Origin of the sequence: Vibrio penaeicida (assembly GCF_030689305.1) — a bacterium.
GTDB classification, from domain to species: Bacteria; Pseudomonadota; Gammaproteobacteria; order Enterobacterales; family Vibrionaceae; genus Vibrio; species Vibrio penaeicida_B.
This window is the reverse complement of sequence record NZ_JAUYVM010000002.1, coordinates 159,652-179,467: the sequence shown is the minus strand read 5'-3', so window position 1 is coordinate 179,467 and position 19,816 is coordinate 159,652. Positions and strand designations below refer to the sequence as shown.

Genomic DNA, 19,816 nt, shown 5'->3' with positions numbered 1-19,816 from the left:
AAGAACTCTACTTACCACCAGCCATCAAAGGCATGAATAGTGCAAGAAGTGGTATTTGCTTCCCGCTAGAGAAGGTTACCTGACCATTAATCAGCTTCGCATTCAAACCAACACCTTTGGCGTCTTCGCTAGCAAACTCCATAATCAAAAGCTCATCTATGTTTTCTCGCACAAATGGATAGGATTGAAGTAGCTCATTAGAAATAAAAGCGTCCAAATTTCCCTCAACGACATTCAATAGTACAGATGCATTTTGAGAAACATTTTTTTGCCCAGAGGGAACGGTTAACTGCCATGCTGATTGGAAGTCCCCTCCATCCAAATTGAGTGCAAACTTGTTAAGCTGAACGCCAAAGCCGGTTTCGACCAATTGATCCAGCAACGGCATACTTTCGTTCATTCGCTCTTCTGTCAGGTTCTCGCCAGTCCCATAAATCGAAATAAGTTGCTCTAGTGCTTGGCTGTTAATACCGTTAAAAGCAAAATCTAGCTCCAAATCTCTGGCGTGATTCTCCCCAGTTGAAGCACTTTTAATGGAGAGTGTTTGCACGCTGTCAAATTTTTCACCTGATTCGTCTTTATTGGTTTTCAGCACATATTGCAGATCTTCAAGTTGAAAATCGTTTTCCCCAGAAGCTGATGAAAGCTGAAAACCTTTGACGCTGATGTTTTGCTGGCCAACCCACAAGTCCCCTTCACGTTGCCCTGCCCCTTCACCAATAAAGCTGTTCAAAACCAAATTGTCGCCGTTCGAAAAGTTAACCGACGCTTTTGGCACAGTAACTGTCGCTTCTAACGCACCAGCAACAGAGGCTACACCTTGTGCTGCATACTGACCGACAATAAGTTCGGCACCTTTAGAGTCAGTAAAATTAAATTTTCGTCCCACTAACTCAAAGTGAGTGTCTCCGTTCAATTTAGTCTGGGTCGCCAGCTCGAATTGAATGAGCAGTGAGTCCTTCACATAAGAATGCGCATCGATTCCAACCAAGCCATGGCTTATATCATGCACAACTTCGATTGAAGCAGGCAAACCGTCGGCTTCTAGGCTTTTGACTAACTGCGGGTCGGTGATTGTGTAGCGAGTGATTGCAGTCGCAGAAAAGTAACCTCTGTCGTATTCGGCTATCTCTGCTTTAACAGAACTGCTATTTAAATTTTGTACACCATCTTCGATAACTTTTTGCGCTATCTGACCGACTGCAAGTGGCCAACATGCCACCAGAAGAATAGCACCGCCAATGGCGCCCATTTTTTTAAGAGAATGCATGCTGTCTTTAATATGAAGTTAAAAAACGCAGTCTACATCAATTTACGCAAGAAGTGGAAAGCGTATGTATATCTAGAAACACTTCCATTTTAACCGTGTAAATACGCGAGCAAGATGTAACCAAACACATTGAATTGCGTGACGAAGAGGGAATTTCAGTCAATATGGTTAGAAAACCTCCACAAAAATGGAAATTCTTTTAAATTTTTGATGAATCCTAGGTTGGATGCATTATCATATTCCCTAGTAATTCAAAGAACTTAAAGGCTTTGCTCTATCATGCACTGCCTGTACCAACTACATAAGGTTTGTCTAAATTATGCGTAAGACACTGTTAGCCATTGGTTTGATGGCAGTATCTGCTTCTTCATTTGCTGCCGACAAAGACAACGTCGCGTCAATGAGCAACTTTAACTACGACTATGCTGAAGCTCGAATTGGTGCAAGCCCAATGACGTTTGGTGGTGGTTTTAGCAAATCAGTTCACCCAAATGCACATATGGTTGCCACCATTGATTCTAGATTTAAAGGTGACTTCAACCTAGCTGCAGGTTTTGGATTTCATGCTCCTGTAAACAACTGGGCTGACCTTACAGGTGAAATGCTGTTCCGCGCGGTTGATAACGATAGCCAAGATATCGATACCGGGATGCAAATCAACCTTGGTGTACGCCAGTGGCTTGGTCCACAATTTGAGGTGGGCGGTAAAGTGGGTTACGTATCCATTAAGCAAAAAGATGAGTGGACAGGCTCTGTATACGGTCGCTTCCATTCAACGGAACTGTTCTCAATTGGTCTAGAAGGCTTACTAAATGACTTCTACGGCGACCAATTTATGATGACAGCAAGATTTAAGTTTTAATCTTATTTCCTAGTTAAATTTAAAAAGCCAGAGACTTTAGTCTCTGGCTTTTTTGTGTTTGGTTTTCGCTAGTTGTCGGCTCAATTTAATGTTGATGTAAAAAAGCCCCAACTTAGTGTTGGGGCTTTGAGTTAAGGTTGCTCAGGCTCTTTTGGAAGAAGAATCGTCGGGATGTGTTCTACCCTTAATGTTTCAACATGGTCATTTGCTTGTCTAGTTGAAGAAAGGGGACCTCGTATTGGGTCAAACCAATTTAAAACCTTAGGTGTACGATGAATTGTAACTTCAAAAAAATCACTTTCTGCGTAGTTAGTACTTAGGTTTTCAAAATCATTACTCGTATCATATAAAAACGCACAATTTTCACCATGTGTTGACACTCTACCGAGTCTAAAAATATCTCCCTTGGAAGAAATCACTTCCGATACAATTAGCTTCTTACCTTTGGAGGCAGCTCCGTCATCATATCCAAGTTCACTACAAGTTCTATTAAATTCCAGACTTAATTGAGGGTAGATATTTTGTTCCGGAGCTTTTTTCTCTTCGCCTTGAACATAAACAAGATTAGCGTCTACATAGTCTGGAGATTGCGCTCGCTTGCTTGTTTTCGCAAGTGTCAATATAGCGCCACTGAATCGATTTACATAAAGGGGATCCCCATTAAAAAAAGCGTCTTTGCCATACTGAAAAGATGTAGTAGACCCAAAAACAAAGCTTTCAATAGGGTCTATATCCTCTACTGTTGCTACCTCATAGACGCCTTGGTGATAAGTCTGATTGCCGAGCACATCAGTTAAAGTAAATGCAGTCAACCCAGTTGAACCCTGTGAGTTGAACCAAACGTCAAGAGCATAGGATTTATCATCTATAATTAAATTTATTTTACTATCATTTGAGGTGTATGTACCAATTTCAAAATACTCAGGGTTTTGAGGGCAAGCAGAGTAATTTGAGGCTTGGAAGGTATTTGAGAATACTTTACCCGAATCAAATTTAACCAGCTTACATTGAGCATAAAGATCTTTAGCAGCTGTAAAAGGACTCGCTTTAAAACCAAATATATTAGACTCTAGAGTTCGAACGTTATTAGCATGAGCCAACGACTTGACGGTGATCTTAACAAATTCTTCCGATACAACGACATGATCTAATACGTTTCCGTCTTTGCTTAATACCTCATGTTGATAGGTATACCCAACGGAGTAATTACCAACGGCATTATTAGCCACGTTTCCATATATAACCCATTGCTCAGAGGTTTCTAGCGCTTTTCTATCATCCTCAGTGACGTTTTCCATCATAGAAAGCTTATGCTCAATTGCGTTTGGTAAATTCTTTAACTGACCAAGTGTCAAATCACCAAAAGAAGCATCAATACTTAAATTAAACCGCTCTTCACCAACGCTACTGGCTTCTATACCCGGAGAAAACAACTCTCCAGTAGATAGCTCGACGAAAATCGTATCACCACCAGTAACTGATTCCTTGAATATCGAAGCTAACCGTTCAAGTTCACGTTTCCCGGTTGTAGTTAATGTTGGCTTAAGATACTTTGGCTCGACATCTAAAGTGAGAATAACGTGCGAATTTCGCTTTTCTTTATCTTTTACTATCTCAGTTGCTTTAAGAATAAACTTATTAAGACCATCCAAGTAAGGAGTACCAGAAATAGTCAATTGAGTATCAGACACGCTCAATTCAAGACCATTTAGAGAAGTCAGTGGTTCGCCTAAAGTACTTAAAATTTCAAGATTAACTTTCCCTTCAAATAGGTTAGATATGTCAATATTTTGGGTATTTAACTCTGAGCCAACTTTCGCAGATAATCCTTTAACTGTATCACTCAAAGCTTGAAGCTTACTGTTTTCGGACGAGAAGTATGCCTCCGTTCTTACAGAATCGACGTATACAAAGCCGTCCCCAGCATCGTCGATGTCGCCAGTAATATATGTATTGTGATCACTTAACACATTCTCACTTAGTGAATTAGCTTCTGAGACAAAATAAGGTAACAAATCTGTAAGGTAGTCATCATTACCAGATTTTTCTGCTTCTACAAGAGACAGCGCTACTTTGTGTACTTTTTTGGCAAATAAGCTGTTATCAGCTACGAAATCGTAGCTCAAAATATCTAAGTTATCTGGTGCACCTAGCACTTTTAACTCTGACTCAATAGTCTGTGCAGCCTGAGCAACGTATAAATCAATTGAGTCAACAGAACCAGCCTTTAAGCGCTCAGCCTCACGATATACTAAATCCGTGAAAGGAGATACAACTGTAGAACCATTTGGAGCATGAAGCTCAAACGTTCTTAAAACAGCATGATAAGGTCTGTCTTGATCTGCTGTTTCATACGGAACAGCAATGGCTCCCAGTGAGTGCTTTAATTCATCGGTTTTTACTAAAATTAAACCAGACTCGCTTGTAACCCCAATTTTTTCGGTATTTTCAAAAACACCGTTATCATTCTTATCAAGATATACATTGGCATTAGATAAGTAACCATCTATGACCCTAATCTCTGTATGGTCTGAACGGCTTTGAGCTATAGGACTTGTTTCGTTTTTATTCGAATCTCCACCGCATGCCGTTAATAACATCGCAGGGATAAGACTCGCTAATATTGTTCTTTTCATTTATCTCTCCATGAATCGGCCAGGCTTTGACACCTGACCGAAAAATTTTAGAACTGACTTACTCTCTGATTTTCATCAATAATAACTAGGTTTCTCAATCCAACATCATCAACCTCTTTAATCGTCGCTGCTGCTGGTGAGCTAACATAAGACCTAATAGTGTTAGCACTAATATCAAATAGCTCTCCTAAGTTCGCATTTTGATAGCTGCCTGAGTATTCGGCTATAAATCTAGAAACTGATTGAGTATTACCAGTCTTATAGATATCCCAAGCTTTGAACACTATGTCTCCAGCTACACTAGTTGCTGTACCTGCGTAATCGAGATTATTTGTATACATACATCCAAGCTGACCAAGAACGTAACAATCCTTTTCAGCGTCAAAAACGAGTGTGCCTGAGCTAATTAATTGATCTCTTACTGTCCATAGAGCTTCCAAATACACGGCCCAGCTAAACAACCATTCACGGGGATAGCTTTTTGAGTTGTAGTGAGCAGTTACCGCATCAAAGAATACTTTTGCGTCAAGACCAAATGACGCAATCTCTTGAGCTTCAGTGGAAGACTTAAGAAAACTTTGTTCTGCTTGAGATGTAGTAGCAGCTGTAGCTGATGCATCTATGATTGGACTTAACGTACGCGCTCTTAACTCTAGGTGAGTATTCAATTCAGTAATTGAGTAGGATTTAAGTTTATAGGTATCCGTGCTTAGAATATCGCTGATCATAGAATGGCCAATAGAGTTATCTATTCCAGCAAAGTATGTCTCACCTAGGATATTGATATATTTTGGGTTAGAGGATACCCAACCGCCGTCACGTAAGCCTATTTTCTCTAAAAGCTCAAATGCTTCAGGTTTAAACAAATCTGTTCTATAACTATCATTTTTCGTGATCGTATATAAAAGCGCCTTAGAGATCGGAGTAGATCCGCTATTATTCGTTCCATACCATCGATTAAGGTGCCAAGAAAGTCTTCCTGGTGTCGGCGAAATCTCTACATTCGTCCAGGCTGGCTTGTAAGTAGTAACTGATACCGTTCTACCTTCAGAGTCTACAAATTCGTATGGATTAAGTACTTTAGAAAACTCACGCGCAACCGCTGTTTGATCTGATACGGAAGGAAGTGGAGTCCCTAAAGTCCAGTGATTAACTAAAGTATCAATTTCTTGGCGAATACCGGGTAGATCAGCTAGGGCAAAATCGATACCTCTCAGTCCAGATGGTTTTAGGAGGTATTCCAAAGCTAGAAGTTTGTCCAGCCAAATTCCCAAATGATCAACCTCATATCCAATGTATGAAGCATGCTCTGAGCTCGCTCTATTTGTAAGAGTGACCTTGTTTAGGAAGTTACCATGCTTAGATTCTGCTATAACACTATAACCATACATTTGACCATTAATTGGTCTGAGGCCTGCTTCAAGTGCATTTACCAATTTTTCGTCAAAACAAGAGTTAGGGAGATGATTTTGTTCTGAATATACGTTACCACCAGTAATACCAGCAACCCAGTTTAGAGCACTAAGAGGCCAGTTTTGTCGTACTTGATAAATCTCCCCATACCCACCACGGCTACTTGGAGCGTGCACTGTTACGTCAACTTCACAAGTTTTCTCAGGTAATTTTAAAAGATCTAAGTAAAAATAAGCCTGTTTATATGCTGCGCGAGTGATATCACAACGATTTTCTTCCTCACTATTGGAAGGAGAAAGACATGCTTGTATAGGGTTGAGTTTTTCTGAAAATCTGTACTCACTAGCATAGTCATCAGCTACCATATTACCGCGGTCAAATGTGCGATGTAAGGTGATGAATTTAGATAGATACCTATTGTTTTCATTGAACTCTACGCGATCTCTACGAGCAGTTCTTGACTCGAAAGTAGTGTTATATCTGTTTATAACACTTTGAGTAATTTCCTCGTGACTTGTACCTTCATCGAATACTAAACAGCCTGTTTCTGAATTGCTACGACCTCTACCGTCAGTACAGAAACCAAAGTATTTAACCTCTTTTCCATCGCTATTTAGAGTCGAACCGTTGACTAAAGAAGAAAGAGCGGATTTCTGGGAAAGATCATTTCTCTTAGCTTGGTCTAGTTCAGCTAAGTCATACATGTCCGTCTGGATTACCGCTTTTGCTGAATTTATTTCAGCATTTGTCAGACGTTCTTCGTCAATCTCTTGATGAACTTCAACTTTTCGTTGATAAGCAAATCTAAGGGCTGCACGATCATATAGACCAAATGCAGGATGCACATTGATTTCCGATGGAGTGTAATCCATGATCGAAGAAGTAGCAGAGATGCCCTTCAATCCAAGAGATTGAGCTTGGTGAGCCGTATAAAAGTTGTGATGGTCAAAGGAGCCAGCAAAGTTGTGGCGAAGACCTATATTATGTCCAATTTCATGGACAAGAGTAGTTAGATATTGATGAACAGTAAACGCATGGGTTACTGCACTACGTTGTTCTGAAGTCAAGTCACTCCATGATTTAAGTTTTCTGTAATCGAGATGTGCATCCGGGTTTACAAAGTAACCTTGGTTAACAAAGTCTAACTCCGTAATATCGGTCTTGTTTGCAACAATCTTTGAAGATACAGAATATAACTCAGCAGGATACATGTTGTTTGCCATCATGTGCTGCATCTTTTCGCGATCTTGGGCTAATTCGACTTCAATATCGATACGATCTTCATACCTGACTTCTTCAGCCGGTAATTCCATTTCAGATTTTGCCGCTGCTAAGTCAGATTTTTCAGTATTAGCGGTGTGCAGCTGTGACTCTGTTACCGAGACATTACTTACAATTGATGAAGAATTATAAGTTGAATAACCTTGGGATGAACTTTGATTATATGGTGAAGATAACTCATCTTTATTATAAAGCCTTACCAACTCATCCCAGCCTGAACTAACACCCATTTTTGAAACGCCAGGATACATAATTGTGTATGCACTAACGATTTCGCCCGTTAATGGGTTTACAGTACTTGGACCAAAACCTAACAAACCTGAACGACTGGCTTCTGGAACAATATGAATAACGTTAGAACGAATGTCTCCAACTTTTGCATTCACTGCTTCAGTTTTATTTGTAATTACAATTTCCGGAATCAGGCGACCATTAGGGGAAAAACGATCTTGCAAACTATTATTGATATACTCAAATCCTTTAATAGTTGCTTCTAGCCAAACTTTATTTACAAGGTTCCCATTGGCATCTTTTCGGAAAAATTCATCGCTTAGCTGGTACTCAATACGATCTTTTCTAGGGTCGAAACGATTAACGAAATAACCTTCGTAGCCATTTTGATTTGAAATGTAATTTTCATCTAACTTTTCATACGACGTTTTGAAAAAACCAAAGCGATTGTGTTCTTCCAAGTCATAATGAACAGCTTGATATCCCGGAGTGGCTAGCTTATCTAGACGAACTAATGAATAAAAAACATCTGCTTTTTCTGGGTTGCCAGCTTTAGAGACGATATTGTGTTCATGCTCAATGTTGATTACACCTGCGTTCTTAGGATCGAACTCAAGGTGAGTCAGAGATTTGCTTTGTTTATCACCTAGCCACTTCTCGAAGAAATATTGCTCATCATGCATATCTAAACTAACAAAATCAGGCGTAAAGTGAGTTTTTTGCCACCACCTTACATTAGGATCAGATATTTTCTCTTCTGCATTGGTACAGTCACCATATGAATCTTCTTTACATTGATAACCTTCATAAGTACCAGTGATGGTGAACAAACGTGGTTCATTATGTTCTTGTGGGAATCGAGTTGTTTCCCCTTCAAAAGTAATGTCACCTTCAACTAGCTCAGCCACTAGACCATCTTTAGTAAACTTGAGCTTTACAAGTCTTTCGCCATTAATATAGTCGTACGCATATGGCGTATTTCGAGATGTTCTGGAAAGATCACCCATAGACTGTTGAAATAACCACAAACCATCAACTGGAATTTCGTAGCAATCAACACAATTCTCATCGCTTATTTTGCGAGGAGTACCCGCTGTCAGACTAGATAGAGCATATTCATACACATCTCTATCTACATATTCGTATGCTTGGTCATCAGCACCACAGCCTACTAGTGCTGCACCCATTGCTGTGACCAAACTCAGTTTCTTAAAATTCATAAGTAACTACCTGTTGTTGTTTTTATTTCCTAAAAAGAAATCTTTGCTGTTGCGACGTAAACCGCTTTTTCACTATCAAAGAGTTCAATATTTCCTAGAGTGCCTCGCTCGGCATCTGCGTATACGCCACTGGATGAAGCGCTTAGAGAAAGACTTATGTTATCTGTCGCTTTGTAGCTGCCGGATAAGCTTCCTTGATAGCTAAAACTGGATCTTCTGCTACCTTGATAGCTGATCGTATTACCGCCGAGAACGGAAGCAGAAAGCGAAAACTTACCAATTGAATAGCTACTTCCAGCTGATATCGAATAAGTCCATTCGGCTAAAGATTTACCTGCAATGGTTTTATATTTATGGAAGCTCTTTCTTACTCGAGGTGATAATGAAAAGCTAACATCTGAGATCTTATAACTCACCGGTAATGCAAGGCGGAATGCTGTATTCAATTGGTCTTTTCGTGAAGCTTCAGACGTTGGAATAGTAAATTGTCCGCTGATAGAGACATTCCCACTATCACCAAACTTGGTAAGGCTAGAATGTGACAACCCAATTACTGAATCAGTAAAGAAATCACCTGTTTTATCTTCTAATGCCCTCCTCGCCCCTGTGGATACAAAAGCGCTATAGTCTCCTTCAGTTGCCGAAAAACTAGCGCTCCATGTTAAGGTACGTGAAGAACGATAATCATCTGGATGATAAATATTGGTTTGATAACCGAGCGATAAACTACCGCCATATTTGGTTTCAACGACTTCTTCCTGAACGGCACTGTTCGCTACTTCTTCTTGTTTAACTTCCTTTTGCTCATCTGCCAACGCATTACACGAGGCTAAAACACCAGTCATTAAAACAAGTTTTGGCAACGCAAATTTATTTGTGTGCTGCATAAACGTTTCCGTTTTTCCTGTTTAGTTTTCCTAAATTTGAAGTGCACGCGACCTTCCCTAAAAAATGAAAGGGATAAAAAGGTTTACTGAAATTAACTCAGTCGCTACTCTTCAAAATATCAACAGTAATTAAAAGGCATAAATATAGTGCGCTCACTAAATCAGAACGTGTTATAATATAACAATATTAACTACTGAGGTTTTATTCAGATATATAAAATAAATAATCATGGCGACTATAAGATTTTTCATAGCTATTATTCATTAAATATAACTAAATAATTCTATAATTAGATTTGATGCTTATTCATATGCTGTCTTTCCTGTAATTCCTTTTACGATATAAAGTGAGTATTAAATACTCAATCAAGCCCAGCCAAGACTTTGTTATTTTTGATATGATATATAGTCTGTTTATTATCCGTATGAGCAAACTATATTTAAATTGATAGGCGATAACCTAGTATTAACTATCTCTTAATTTTATATAAAGTTCATCTTATAGAGTGTATCTAATTATTAATATTCGACTTACTTCATCTTTTAAATGTAAATATTTCTAACCATCTATTAATAATCTTTCATTTTCATCTTTCGAAGGTGGTTTTGTATTTTTATGCTCACGGTATTTAGGGTGCGTGATCGGTATCGCTGATAAAAGTGTTTTGGTGTAATCCGCTTGGGGATGGTCATATATCTCTTTTACATTCCCTAGCTCAACAATCTTACCAAAGTACATTACCGCAACTCTATCCGATACATGGCGAACAACGGACAAATCATGTGAGATAAAAATCATCGCAAGATTCATCTCCTTTTGTAATCGAAGCAATAAGTTAAGAATCTGTGCTTGTACTGAAACATCTAATGCAGATACAGATTCATCACATATAAGAAGCTTAGGCTTTAGCGCTATCGCTCTGGCGATGCCTATACGTTGGCGTTGCCCACCTGAAAATTCATGCGGATAACGTTCAACTGAATTAGCAGGTAATCCTACTTTTTCTAGTAATTCCAGTACCCATTTCTTACGTTCCTCATTGGTCCCCACACCATGGATCACATAAGGTTCTTCTAAAATCATTCCGATCGTATGGCGCTGGTTGAGAGATTCCATTGGGTCTTGAAAGACAATCTGCATGTCTTTACGTAGGGGGCGCATTTGTCGTGGGCTTAGTTTGGTTATATCTTCACCTTCGAAAAATATTCTGCCTTCTGTTGGTTCAAATAGCTTTAATATTGTGCGCCCAAGCGTGCTTTTCCCACATCCAGATTCGCCAACCAACCCCAGTGTTTCACCACGAGCAACAGAAAACGAAACACCGTCTACTGCTTTTACGGTGTAGCCCTTCTTTAAAATCCCTTTACCAGACACAAAATGCTGTTTAAGGTCAACAATTCTTAGTACTTCATCCATAACAGCCATTAGCCTCTAAACTCGGGAAATGCGTTAACATCTATTGGTTTAATTTCAATGGGTTGCTTTGGCTCATCATCTAAGCTTGGCATAAGACCCATCAACCTTTCTGTGTAAGGATGTTGAGGGTTGTCGAATAAATCGAATACATCAGCATATTCGACAACTTTACCACCATACATTACTGCTACGTCATCGCATATTTCCGCAACAACACCAAGATCATGAGTAATGAATATCATCGCCATTCCCGTCTCTTCTTGAAGCTCACGCATAAGATCAAGAATTGAAGCTTGAACCGTCACATCAAGTGCAGTGGTTGGCTCATCGCAGATCAAAATATCAGGCTTACAAGCCAATGCCATTGCAATCATGACACGTTGCCTCATTCCACCAGATAGATTATGCGGGTATTCGTTTAACCTTTTTTCAGGCATTGGAATACGTACTTTTTCAAGCATTTCAAGCGAGTATGCATTCCTTTCCGCTCTAGAGAGTTCTGGACGATGCAACTCCAGAACTTCGTTCAACTGCCTACCTATCGTATGTACAGGGTTTAGCGCGGTCATTGGATCTTGAAAAATGATCGAAATATTATCACCGCGCATTTTGTACATTTCTTCAGGTGGAAGAGTGACAAGATCGGTTCCGCGGTACAATATTTCACCTTTAGTAACCCGACCATAAGGCTTTGGGAGAAGCCCCATGATGGACATGGACGTGACGCTCTTTCCACACCCTGATTCGCCAACGATACCTAAGGTTCTACCAGCTTTTACATCAAAGTTGACCCCATGCAGAATTTTCACTACGCCATCGTCGGTCGTAAATTCTGTTTCTAGGTCCCTGACACTTAATATTGTTTCCGCAGACATACCACTACTCCTGACTGACTAAAGCTTGTAACGCGTATCCATAACCGTTACTGGTTCGAATGTTTTTCCGCTTTTTACTGCTTTCTTCGTTGCTTTCTTTTCTTCTTCATCAATCCAGAACGTGTGAAGACCTACAACACGATCAATTGGGAAAATGCTGTCAGTAAAACGACTCATTGCTTGCGCTGGGTATTTCAGGTAACGCCAGTGAGCTTCACGAGTATAAGGCACCATGTACCCAGGGACGATTACATGAGCTTCTGTAATTTTCTGTTGAATTTGATGAGAGAGCTTATGCTTTTTCTCTACATTAAATTCTTGTCTATACTGCATGATCAGCGCATCTAGCTCCGGTGAGCTAAAGTTTGTATGGTTATTGGTTTGAGCTTTGTTAGCATTAGCAGAATGGAAGTATTCCCAATACGCTGGAACTTCACGTCCGCCCATATTAAGGAAAGCGAGTTCATGCTTTTTCTCTAAAATAAATTTAAATGCGGATGAGCCGTCTACCAGATTCAATGAAAAATCAATTCCAGCTTTCTTTCCTTGTTCTCTAAGAAATGCAATTCGAGGGGTCCAAGAGTTGTAGCCATAAGTAATAGCAAAACTCAGTCGATCTCCTTTTGCGTTAACTCTAATACCATCAGCCCCCATTTTGTCGAACCCAGCTTTAGCAAAGAACTCACCTGCTAACTCTGGATCAAACGTAGGTGGAACAGGGTTTGGCATATCGTATTTGCCATGACCAAAGCCCATTGCGTGCGGCTTACGAGAGTAGTCGCCACGAGTAATTTTATCGATCATTCCATCGTAATCAGTAGCATGCATAATGCCCTGACGAAGATTGATATCATTCAAATGAGCCTTAGAGGAGTTAATCCAAACGCCGCCAGCTCCTTGAGGTCTTTCATTAAAGCCCCAAAAGCGGTGTATATAACCTTTTTGGTAAGGTTCCGTATTGGTTTTTTCGTGCCAAATTCCAGGAAGGATGACACTAAACGCGTCTAAGTTTCCTTTTTCAAAATGTTTGCGGGCAATATCGTTATCACGAATCACTTTGAAGCGGATTTTCTCTACATTGAAACGATTTTTGTAATACTGATTGCTGTATCCCCACCAGTCGTCGCCGACATGTTTAAAGGTTAGGCTTTTCCCTTTTTTCACTTTGTCTAGATAATATGCGTAAGTCGTTGGTTCACTTTTAAAGTTGTACTTACGAACAAAGTTATCGTCAATTCCATCGCCGTTTTCATCTTTGGATGGCTTGTAAAAATGCTCGGGTCTTGGCCGAAGGCTACCAAGCATACGTAGTAGTTCATCTGGATTTTTTTCTATGGCAGATACCGCAGCGATTGTGTGTTCGTCAATCTTAACGACATCAGCAATTTGCTCTGTGTAGTAAGTATTATACCAAGGCGCAACAATATCTTTTGAGCGGAAGAACTTTAAGATAAAAACAAAATCGTCTGCCGTTACCTTTTCACCATCAGACCACTCAGCCTCTGGGTTCAATTTGAAATAAACCGTTTTATTATCACCAGCAAATGCCCACTCATTTGCTAAGTCAGGAATCCACTCTAAAGTATCAGGGTGTTGACCAACCAGTGATGGAACGCTGTCTAGAAAGTACGAACGTAGTCCTGAATTCGAGTCGGGACCGACACTACGCAAGGTTTGTGGAAAGCTGAGGAGATGTGTTCTGTAGGTTCCACCACGCTTGGCTTCTTCTGAACCAATCAAAGGTTCATCCCAATTTGTTTCCCAGTTTAACCCTTCCGGTAACGAAGCTGCTTGAGCTGCAAATCCTGTTGCAGAAAGCAACGCAGCTATGACTATCTTTTTCATAAACATTCCCTATTTGATTATTCTAGTTATACGTAACGAGTAAATTTCTTTGGATCAAAGGCTGCACGTATCGCTTCACCAATGAAGGTAACCATAATAAGTACAGATACGATTGCTACAACTACCGAAGACACAATCCATGGTGAGTCCAAGTTAGATTTGCCTTGTTGTAACAACTCGCCCCAGCTTGGCGTTGGTGGACGTAGACCCAATCCTAAATAATCCAATGCAGTAAGAGCGGTAATGTTGGCAGCAATGGTAAACGGAGCAAGTGTCACGATCATAACCATTGTATTGGGCAAAATGTGCTTAAACAGAATTCTTGAAGTGCTAGCACCCAATGCTCGTGCAGCCATTACGTATTCACGAGCCGACTCTTTGTAAGTCATGGTTCGCATATACCAAGTCAAACCCATCCAACTAAAGAGAACATTTATGGCAACAAACAGCGTGAAAGTGGGCTGAGTGATCGATACCAAAATCATAATGACGTAAAGGAACGGGACCATTGACCAAACTTCGATAAGACGCTGAACAAAAAGATCAAACTTTCCGCCAAAAAAGCCCATTGCACAGCCAACAGCGGTACCTATCGCGTACGAGATAGCCATGGTGAGTAATGCAAAACCCATCGCAATTCTAAAGCCATAAACAAGTCGAGCTAGAATATCGCGTCCAATAACATCTGTTCCTAAGTAGTGCTGAGTTTCTGCGTTAGGAGACGTTGGAGGAAAATCGCCACTAAAATCTTGTTCATACGGGTTCCAAGGAACAATTGGCATTAAAATAAAATCATCAGTATCGGTCGTTGCAAAAGACTTAGCTAACTCACGGTAATTGGCTTCACCTGAATGTGTCTGCCCAAAGGTTTCTGCAAGGTGAACATCACTCACTACTGGGAAAAACCATTCACCCTGATACTTAACAACCAGTGCTTTGCTATTTACAAAAACTTCTGCAAATAGAGACGCAACAAGCAGTACAGATAAGATTAGGAAAGACCAGTAGCCACGTTTAATCTCTTTAAAACGTTTGACTTTCTTTCTTGTTAAAGGCGTTAAATTCAACATCATCACGCTCCAAACTTCACACGTGGATCGACCAGCGCAACACAAATATCAGACACAATATTGCCGACTAAAAGCATTAAGGCATTAATGGCGACTATCCCCATAACAACTGGGTAATCTCGCTCCATGATGGATTCATATCCAAGTAAACCAATGCCATCAATATTGAAAATTACTTCTATTAAGAAAGACCCAGACATAAAGAACAATAAGGAGTTGCCAAAATGACTAGCAATTGGAATCAAACTATTGCGTAACGCGTGCTTTCTTACTGCTTTTTGAAACGGTAAGCCTTTGGCTATAGCAGTACGAATGTAATCTGAGGATAGGTTTTCCATGAGGTTATTTTTCATGGTCATAGTGAGGGTTGCGAAGTCACCAATTAGATAACAAATTAGAGGTAAAATTGCATGCCACATAATGTCTTTGACGCGTTCGTAGACCGTTTCATAATCGTCAAAATCATCCCCTACAAAGCCTCCCATAGGAAACCACTCTAGGTTATAGCTAAACCACGTAATAAGCAGTACGCCCACGACGTATCCTGGTAATGCATACCCTAGAAAAATAAGAATCGAAGAAGATGAATCAAACACACTGCCGTGCTTGAGGGCTTTGTAATAACCCAATGGGATGGATATGAAATAACTGATGAAGAAGGTCATACCGCCGTAAAACAGAGAAACAGGCAATCTCTCAGCGATCATATCGGTTACAGGTTCGTAGTAACGAGTTGATTCTCCAAAATCTAGAACAACAAGTTTACTTAGCCAGTCAACGTAGGCTTCAAGTACAGGTTTGTCTAATCCATAGAATGCGTTTAATTCTGCCATTTGGTCTTCTGATAAGGCAGAACTGTCACCCGCCACCGATGTTGACGCGCTGTCTCCTTGTGGCTGCATGTTTGCGAGCATTCGCTCAACTGGTCCACCAGGGACAAACCGAGTAATGGCGAAAATTAAAATGGTTATTCCTAAAAATGTTGGAATAACAAGCCCTAAGCGGCGTAAAAAATAAGATAACACGTACCGACCTTCTCCGAGTCTTTTGCTTCTCCGCCATAAAAATGTCATTCACGTACTATAGTATTCATAGTGCCATGAAGTTAGGCGGAGCTGGATTGAACATCATTGTCCCAGTACCGCTTCAAATTTAGCGAGACTGAACTATCTTAGACGGTTCTTGTCAGACTAGATCTGAAACTACCTTATTCCATTATATTTATGTGTTCCTTATATGATACGCGGTATCAAATTCCTGATTACAGCAAACGTTTCCCTAAGCTAAAGAAAAACTAAAGACATATCGTCTGATGATTAGCAAAAAAATAGCTTTAACAATTAAACAATTGGTTATAATCAAATTTTAACACCAAACTAACAAAGAAAAACAGTTAACAACTTCGATACGAGAACTATACTTCATTCGTGTCATTTCATTTGTAAATATGTCTATTTGTAAATATGGAGAATTAAAACCCAATATAGATCTCATAAGTGATACTTACCCCTATTAATACCTACTCTATTAGAGCCAGACATCAAAGTTAAAAATCCGGCTCACTTATTAAGACCCTATTGACATAATAAACAGAAATAAGTATATGTAGGTTTGTTTGAATAATATTCTCTTAATATAAAGCGGTGAATAATCGCATAGAGCTAATGGTTGATATTAACTAGTGACCCGACACCACTATTAACAGAACCCTCAATTGTCACTTTTCTTAATGTACTCTTTTTAATCCTCGCACTTTCAATACCTACATAACTATCAATTAGACACCTGACAGTTACACAAATATTAAAAAAGGCTCGCTAGTGCGAGCCTTTTTGCTAATTCAATTTTTACGCTTCCTGACACAATGCAAGCAATTCATCCTTTTGCTGCTCTTGAATCAGTTTCCAGTGACAACCTTTTACTGCACCAGCAAATTTCCATAACAAACGAATATCCACTTCGCCGCCATATGTTTGCTTAACACGTCTAAATACATCAACAGGACCTAACCGCATAAAAGTACTGACATCTTCTACACCGGATTTTTTCACCATTCTTTCTAAGGTTAATTGCATGTTTGGGAGATCACGCAATCTTCTACTGTCTTTAGACTTTTGAAAAGCTCTTTGCTGTTTAGAGAAATTTATAGATGCTCGAACGATGCTTTCTAGCTCCTCGTGCATGGCGTCAAACAAATCAGTAATGTCGTAATAGTTAACAATAGCTGTTGTTTGCTTTTTAACATGCTTATATTTTTCACATCCAAGCTCTACCAATTTCTTATCTAGGTTTCCACCGCCTCGAATAAAAATTGTTTCATTAGTAATTAGTGCGTACATCGCTCCTTCGTTGAATAAGCCAATTCCACCGAACATTGATCGTTTTTGATAACTACCAAACTGATCAACAAAATCATAGAACATTGATTCCTTCATGTTCTGTAACCTCCAAACTTATGTGTTAACCCCCCGATCAATACACAAGCGCCGAATATTAAATAAATATCGACTTTAGAGATGCAACCAAATATACGGTTACAAAAAACACTTCAAAATTAGAAATGTGACTCGAAGTTTATGATGAAATTTACCTTTATGAAACCGCATACTTAACTGAATGAAATAAGTTAAGATATTGCTCACAGTAACTCTGTATCAATAAGCAAAAAAGTGAATACTAATCACATCTTTATGTAACAGAGGTAATTAATCACAGTTAAAATGTCGTAAACGCTCGGTTTATTGAGCCTTTATGTACTGAAATGCTGGACTTTTTTTCTTGTGCGTTTTGTTGCGCGACCTATAGATAGCGCGCTAAAATGGAGCCCATATTAGACTGTTCTAAGTACCCAAATGAATCATTTATCATTTTACTGGTTACCTCATAACAACCAGTTACTGCTCCAAGGGCTTGAGTCCGAATTTGCTCAATTAGTAGAGCAATCCATAAATACTGGCAAGATCAGTCTTCCGCCAATTCCAGACGCTGTCTTAAAGATCCAGCAACTTTGTACAATGGATACCACTGGTATTCCAGATATTGCTGAGTGTCTTATGGAAGATCCAAGCCTTACCGCTGTGGTTATTCGAGTCGCTAATTCTGTGGTTTTTAATCGCAGAAATATTACCTGTACTGATTTGCAAACTGCGGTTTCTCGATTAGGCATCCTTCGCGTTCGAGATATAGTGACAGCGCAGGCAATCGAACAGTTAAAGAATTCGGTTAACCTTAATAAAGAATGCAATCATGTATTAACAAATAGCGCATCGGTATCTCGTAGGTTAGCGGCAACGATGGTTCTTGTTGTTCGTTCATTCCAAGCGACAGAAGACGGTGAAAAGTACGAATACATGGAAATAGAGAAAGCGCTTCTCAGCGGTCTACTGGCCGACATTGGTGTTTTCTGTCTTGTTAACGAATACCACCTATACCTTGATCGAGGAAATTACCTTGATTACGACATAGCACTTCAAATTTTCCAGTCTCGCTGTGCTGTTACCAGCCAACTTGTACTAAAAAGTTGGGGATTTGATCGAGACTTTATTGAAGTCGCGACGAATAAATCGGTAGAAGAACAAGCGCATCCAGTCACCTACTTGGATGTTGCCCGAATAGCGAACCATCTCCTAATGTTCCGTGATGAAGATGATGAGATTGACGAACACGAAGTTGAATTCGATGTTGATGGCGCGGAAGTGCTCTATGAATTGAGTAATCTATCGGACTCTGAATTCGAAAATGAAATTAAAAAGATAATGAATTCAACTGGGTTCTAATCTCTCTGATATTTTGAGGATTTTATGTATTCAGGGATGATTCTGATATTCACGCCTTTGGTGATTGGTTACCTCCTTCCTTTCACCAATAAATCTTATTTGGATTACGTCAACCGAATCACGCACTACTTAATCTATTTTATTCTATTTTTGATGGGCTTGAGTCTCGCGGCACTGGATAATCTTTCTAGTAACCTCCAACTCATTCTTAAAATAGCAATGACCTTTTTCTTTGTTATTGGACTTGCTAACCTGCTAGTCCTGCCCATTCTAGATAAGTATTTCCCTGTGCAAACCGAAAGCACAGCTACTAAGTTGCCATTCCACAAGATGATGATGGAATCAGTCAAATTAGTACTCGTCGTATCTTTAGGCTTGGCTATTGGCTTATTATCCCTCTTCTCTCTTCAATGGGTTGATCAAACGAGCGAAGCCGTTCTTCTATTTCTTTTACTCTTCATTGGAATTCAACTAAGAAATAGTGGATTAACCCTAAAGCAAATCTTGATTAATAAGCACGGCATGCTGATCGCATCAGCTATAATCTCAACATCTCTATTTGGTGGCTACATCACATCACTATTGCTAGAAATCGACCCTTTCCAAGGCATGGCGATGGCTTCGGGGTTTGGCTGGTATTCATTAGCTGGTATTTTAATGGGCGACGCATATGGTCCTGTATATGGTGGCGCTTCATTTATACTGGAACTTGCACGTGAACTTGTAGCACTTGCCTTAATACCAATGTTAATTCAAAGATTCCCATGTACCTCAATTGGCTATGCAGGGGCAACTGCAATGGATTTTACTCTTCCGATAATACAATCAACTGGTGGAATACGGTGTGTTCCCATTGCGATAGTGAGTGGGTTTATCTTGAGTTTGTTGGTTCCAGTCCTAATGCTATTTTTTGTATCTTTAAGTGGAACATAAGCTAACAGCGTCTAATATCTCAAAGAGTTAGAGATGAAACGTTTACCTCCACCAAATCAACGATTAAAATAAGGTTATTCAGGCATCAATAATTTAACAA

13 protein-coding genes are annotated in these 19,816 nt (G+C 39.7%); 3 read left to right on the top strand and 10 right to left on the bottom strand.

Annotation, left to right across the window (positions count from 1 at the left end; translation table 11 throughout):
* Positions 1–7: 7 nt before the first annotated feature.
* Positions 8–1,270 (bottom strand): DUF945 family protein, encoded by a 1,263-nt coding sequence (locus Q8W40_RS03910; RefSeq protein WP_305395964.1) that lies wholly within the window; start codon positions 1,268–1,270, stop codon positions 8–10.
* Positions 1,271–1,589: 319 nt separating this feature from the next.
* Here Q8W40_RS03910 and Q8W40_RS03905 point away from each other — a divergent pair, with 319 nt between their 5' ends.
* On the top strand, positions 1,590–2,132 hold the full coding sequence (locus Q8W40_RS03905) for a hypothetical protein (protein WP_305395963.1): 543 nt from the start codon (positions 1,590–1,592) through the stop codon (positions 2,130–2,132).
* 131 nt (positions 2,133–2,263) lie between these two features.
* Here the strand turns inward: Q8W40_RS03905 and Q8W40_RS03900 are convergent, their stop codons facing one another.
* From Q8W40_RS03900 to Q8W40_RS03860, 9 genes are all read right to left on the bottom strand, one after another.
* Positions 2,264–4,768 (bottom strand): hypothetical protein, encoded by a 2,505-nt coding sequence (locus Q8W40_RS03900; protein WP_305395962.1) that lies wholly within the window; start codon positions 4,766–4,768, stop codon positions 2,264–2,266.
* A 47-nt stretch (positions 4,769–4,815) separates the two neighbouring features.
* On the bottom strand, positions 4,816–8,913 hold the full coding sequence (locus tag Q8W40_RS03895) for a zinc-dependent metalloprotease (protein WP_305395961.1): 4,098 nt from the start codon (positions 8,911–8,913) through the stop codon (positions 4,816–4,818).
* Between the two features lie 29 nt (positions 8,914–8,942).
* Entirely contained in the window at positions 8,943–9,800 is an 858-nt protein-coding gene (locus Q8W40_RS03890) for a hypothetical protein (RefSeq protein ID WP_305395960.1), read from the bottom strand.
* Positions 9,801–10,359: 559 nt separating this feature from the next.
* Positions 10,360–11,217 (bottom strand): ABC transporter ATP-binding protein, encoded by an 858-nt coding sequence (locus Q8W40_RS03885; protein ID WP_224055447.1) that lies wholly within the window; start codon positions 11,215–11,217, stop codon positions 10,360–10,362.
* Positions 11,218–11,225: 8 nt separating this feature from the next.
* Entirely contained in the window at positions 11,226–12,092 is an 867-nt protein-coding gene (locus tag Q8W40_RS03880) for an ABC transporter ATP-binding protein (RefSeq protein WP_305395959.1), read from the bottom strand.
* 18 nt (positions 12,093–12,110) lie between these two features.
* The gene (locus Q8W40_RS03875; RefSeq protein ID WP_305395958.1) at positions 12,111–13,937 is read right to left on the bottom strand and encodes an extracellular solute-binding protein; all 1,827 of its coding nucleotides are present in this window, start codon (positions 13,935–13,937) and stop codon (positions 12,111–12,113) included.
* Positions 13,938–13,963: 26 nt separating this feature from the next.
* A complete protein-coding gene (locus Q8W40_RS03870; RefSeq protein WP_305396307.1) occupies positions 13,964–15,007 on the bottom strand; it encodes an ABC transporter permease in 1,044 nt (347 codons plus the stop codon).
* Between the two features lie 2 nt (positions 15,008–15,009).
* The gene (locus tag Q8W40_RS03865; protein WP_305395957.1) at positions 15,010–16,032 is read right to left on the bottom strand and encodes an ABC transporter permease subunit; all 1,023 of its coding nucleotides are present in this window, start codon (positions 16,030–16,032) and stop codon (positions 15,010–15,012) included.
* 822 nt (positions 16,033–16,854) lie between these two features.
* Positions 16,855–17,442, bottom strand: coding sequence for a TfoX/Sxy family DNA transformation protein (locus Q8W40_RS03860; RefSeq protein WP_101114984.1), 588 nt, complete (start codon positions 17,440–17,442; stop codon positions 16,855–16,857).
* 417 nt (positions 17,443–17,859) lie between these two features.
* Between Q8W40_RS03860 and Q8W40_RS03855 the strand changes: the two genes are divergently transcribed.
* Together Q8W40_RS03855 and Q8W40_RS03850 are read left to right on the top strand one after the other, a co-directional pair.
* Positions 17,860–18,783 carry an HDOD domain-containing protein gene (locus tag Q8W40_RS03855; RefSeq protein WP_305395956.1) on the top strand — a complete coding sequence of 308 codons (924 nt, stop codon included), beginning with the start codon at positions 17,860–17,862 and terminating at the stop codon, positions 18,781–18,783.
* A 24-nt stretch (positions 18,784–18,807) separates the two neighbouring features.
* The gene (locus Q8W40_RS03850) at positions 18,808–19,716 is read left to right on the top strand and encodes a lysine exporter LysO family protein (RefSeq protein ID WP_305395955.1); all 909 of its coding nucleotides are present in this window, start codon (positions 18,808–18,810) and stop codon (positions 19,714–19,716) included.
* Positions 19,717–19,816 lie beyond the last annotated feature (100 nt).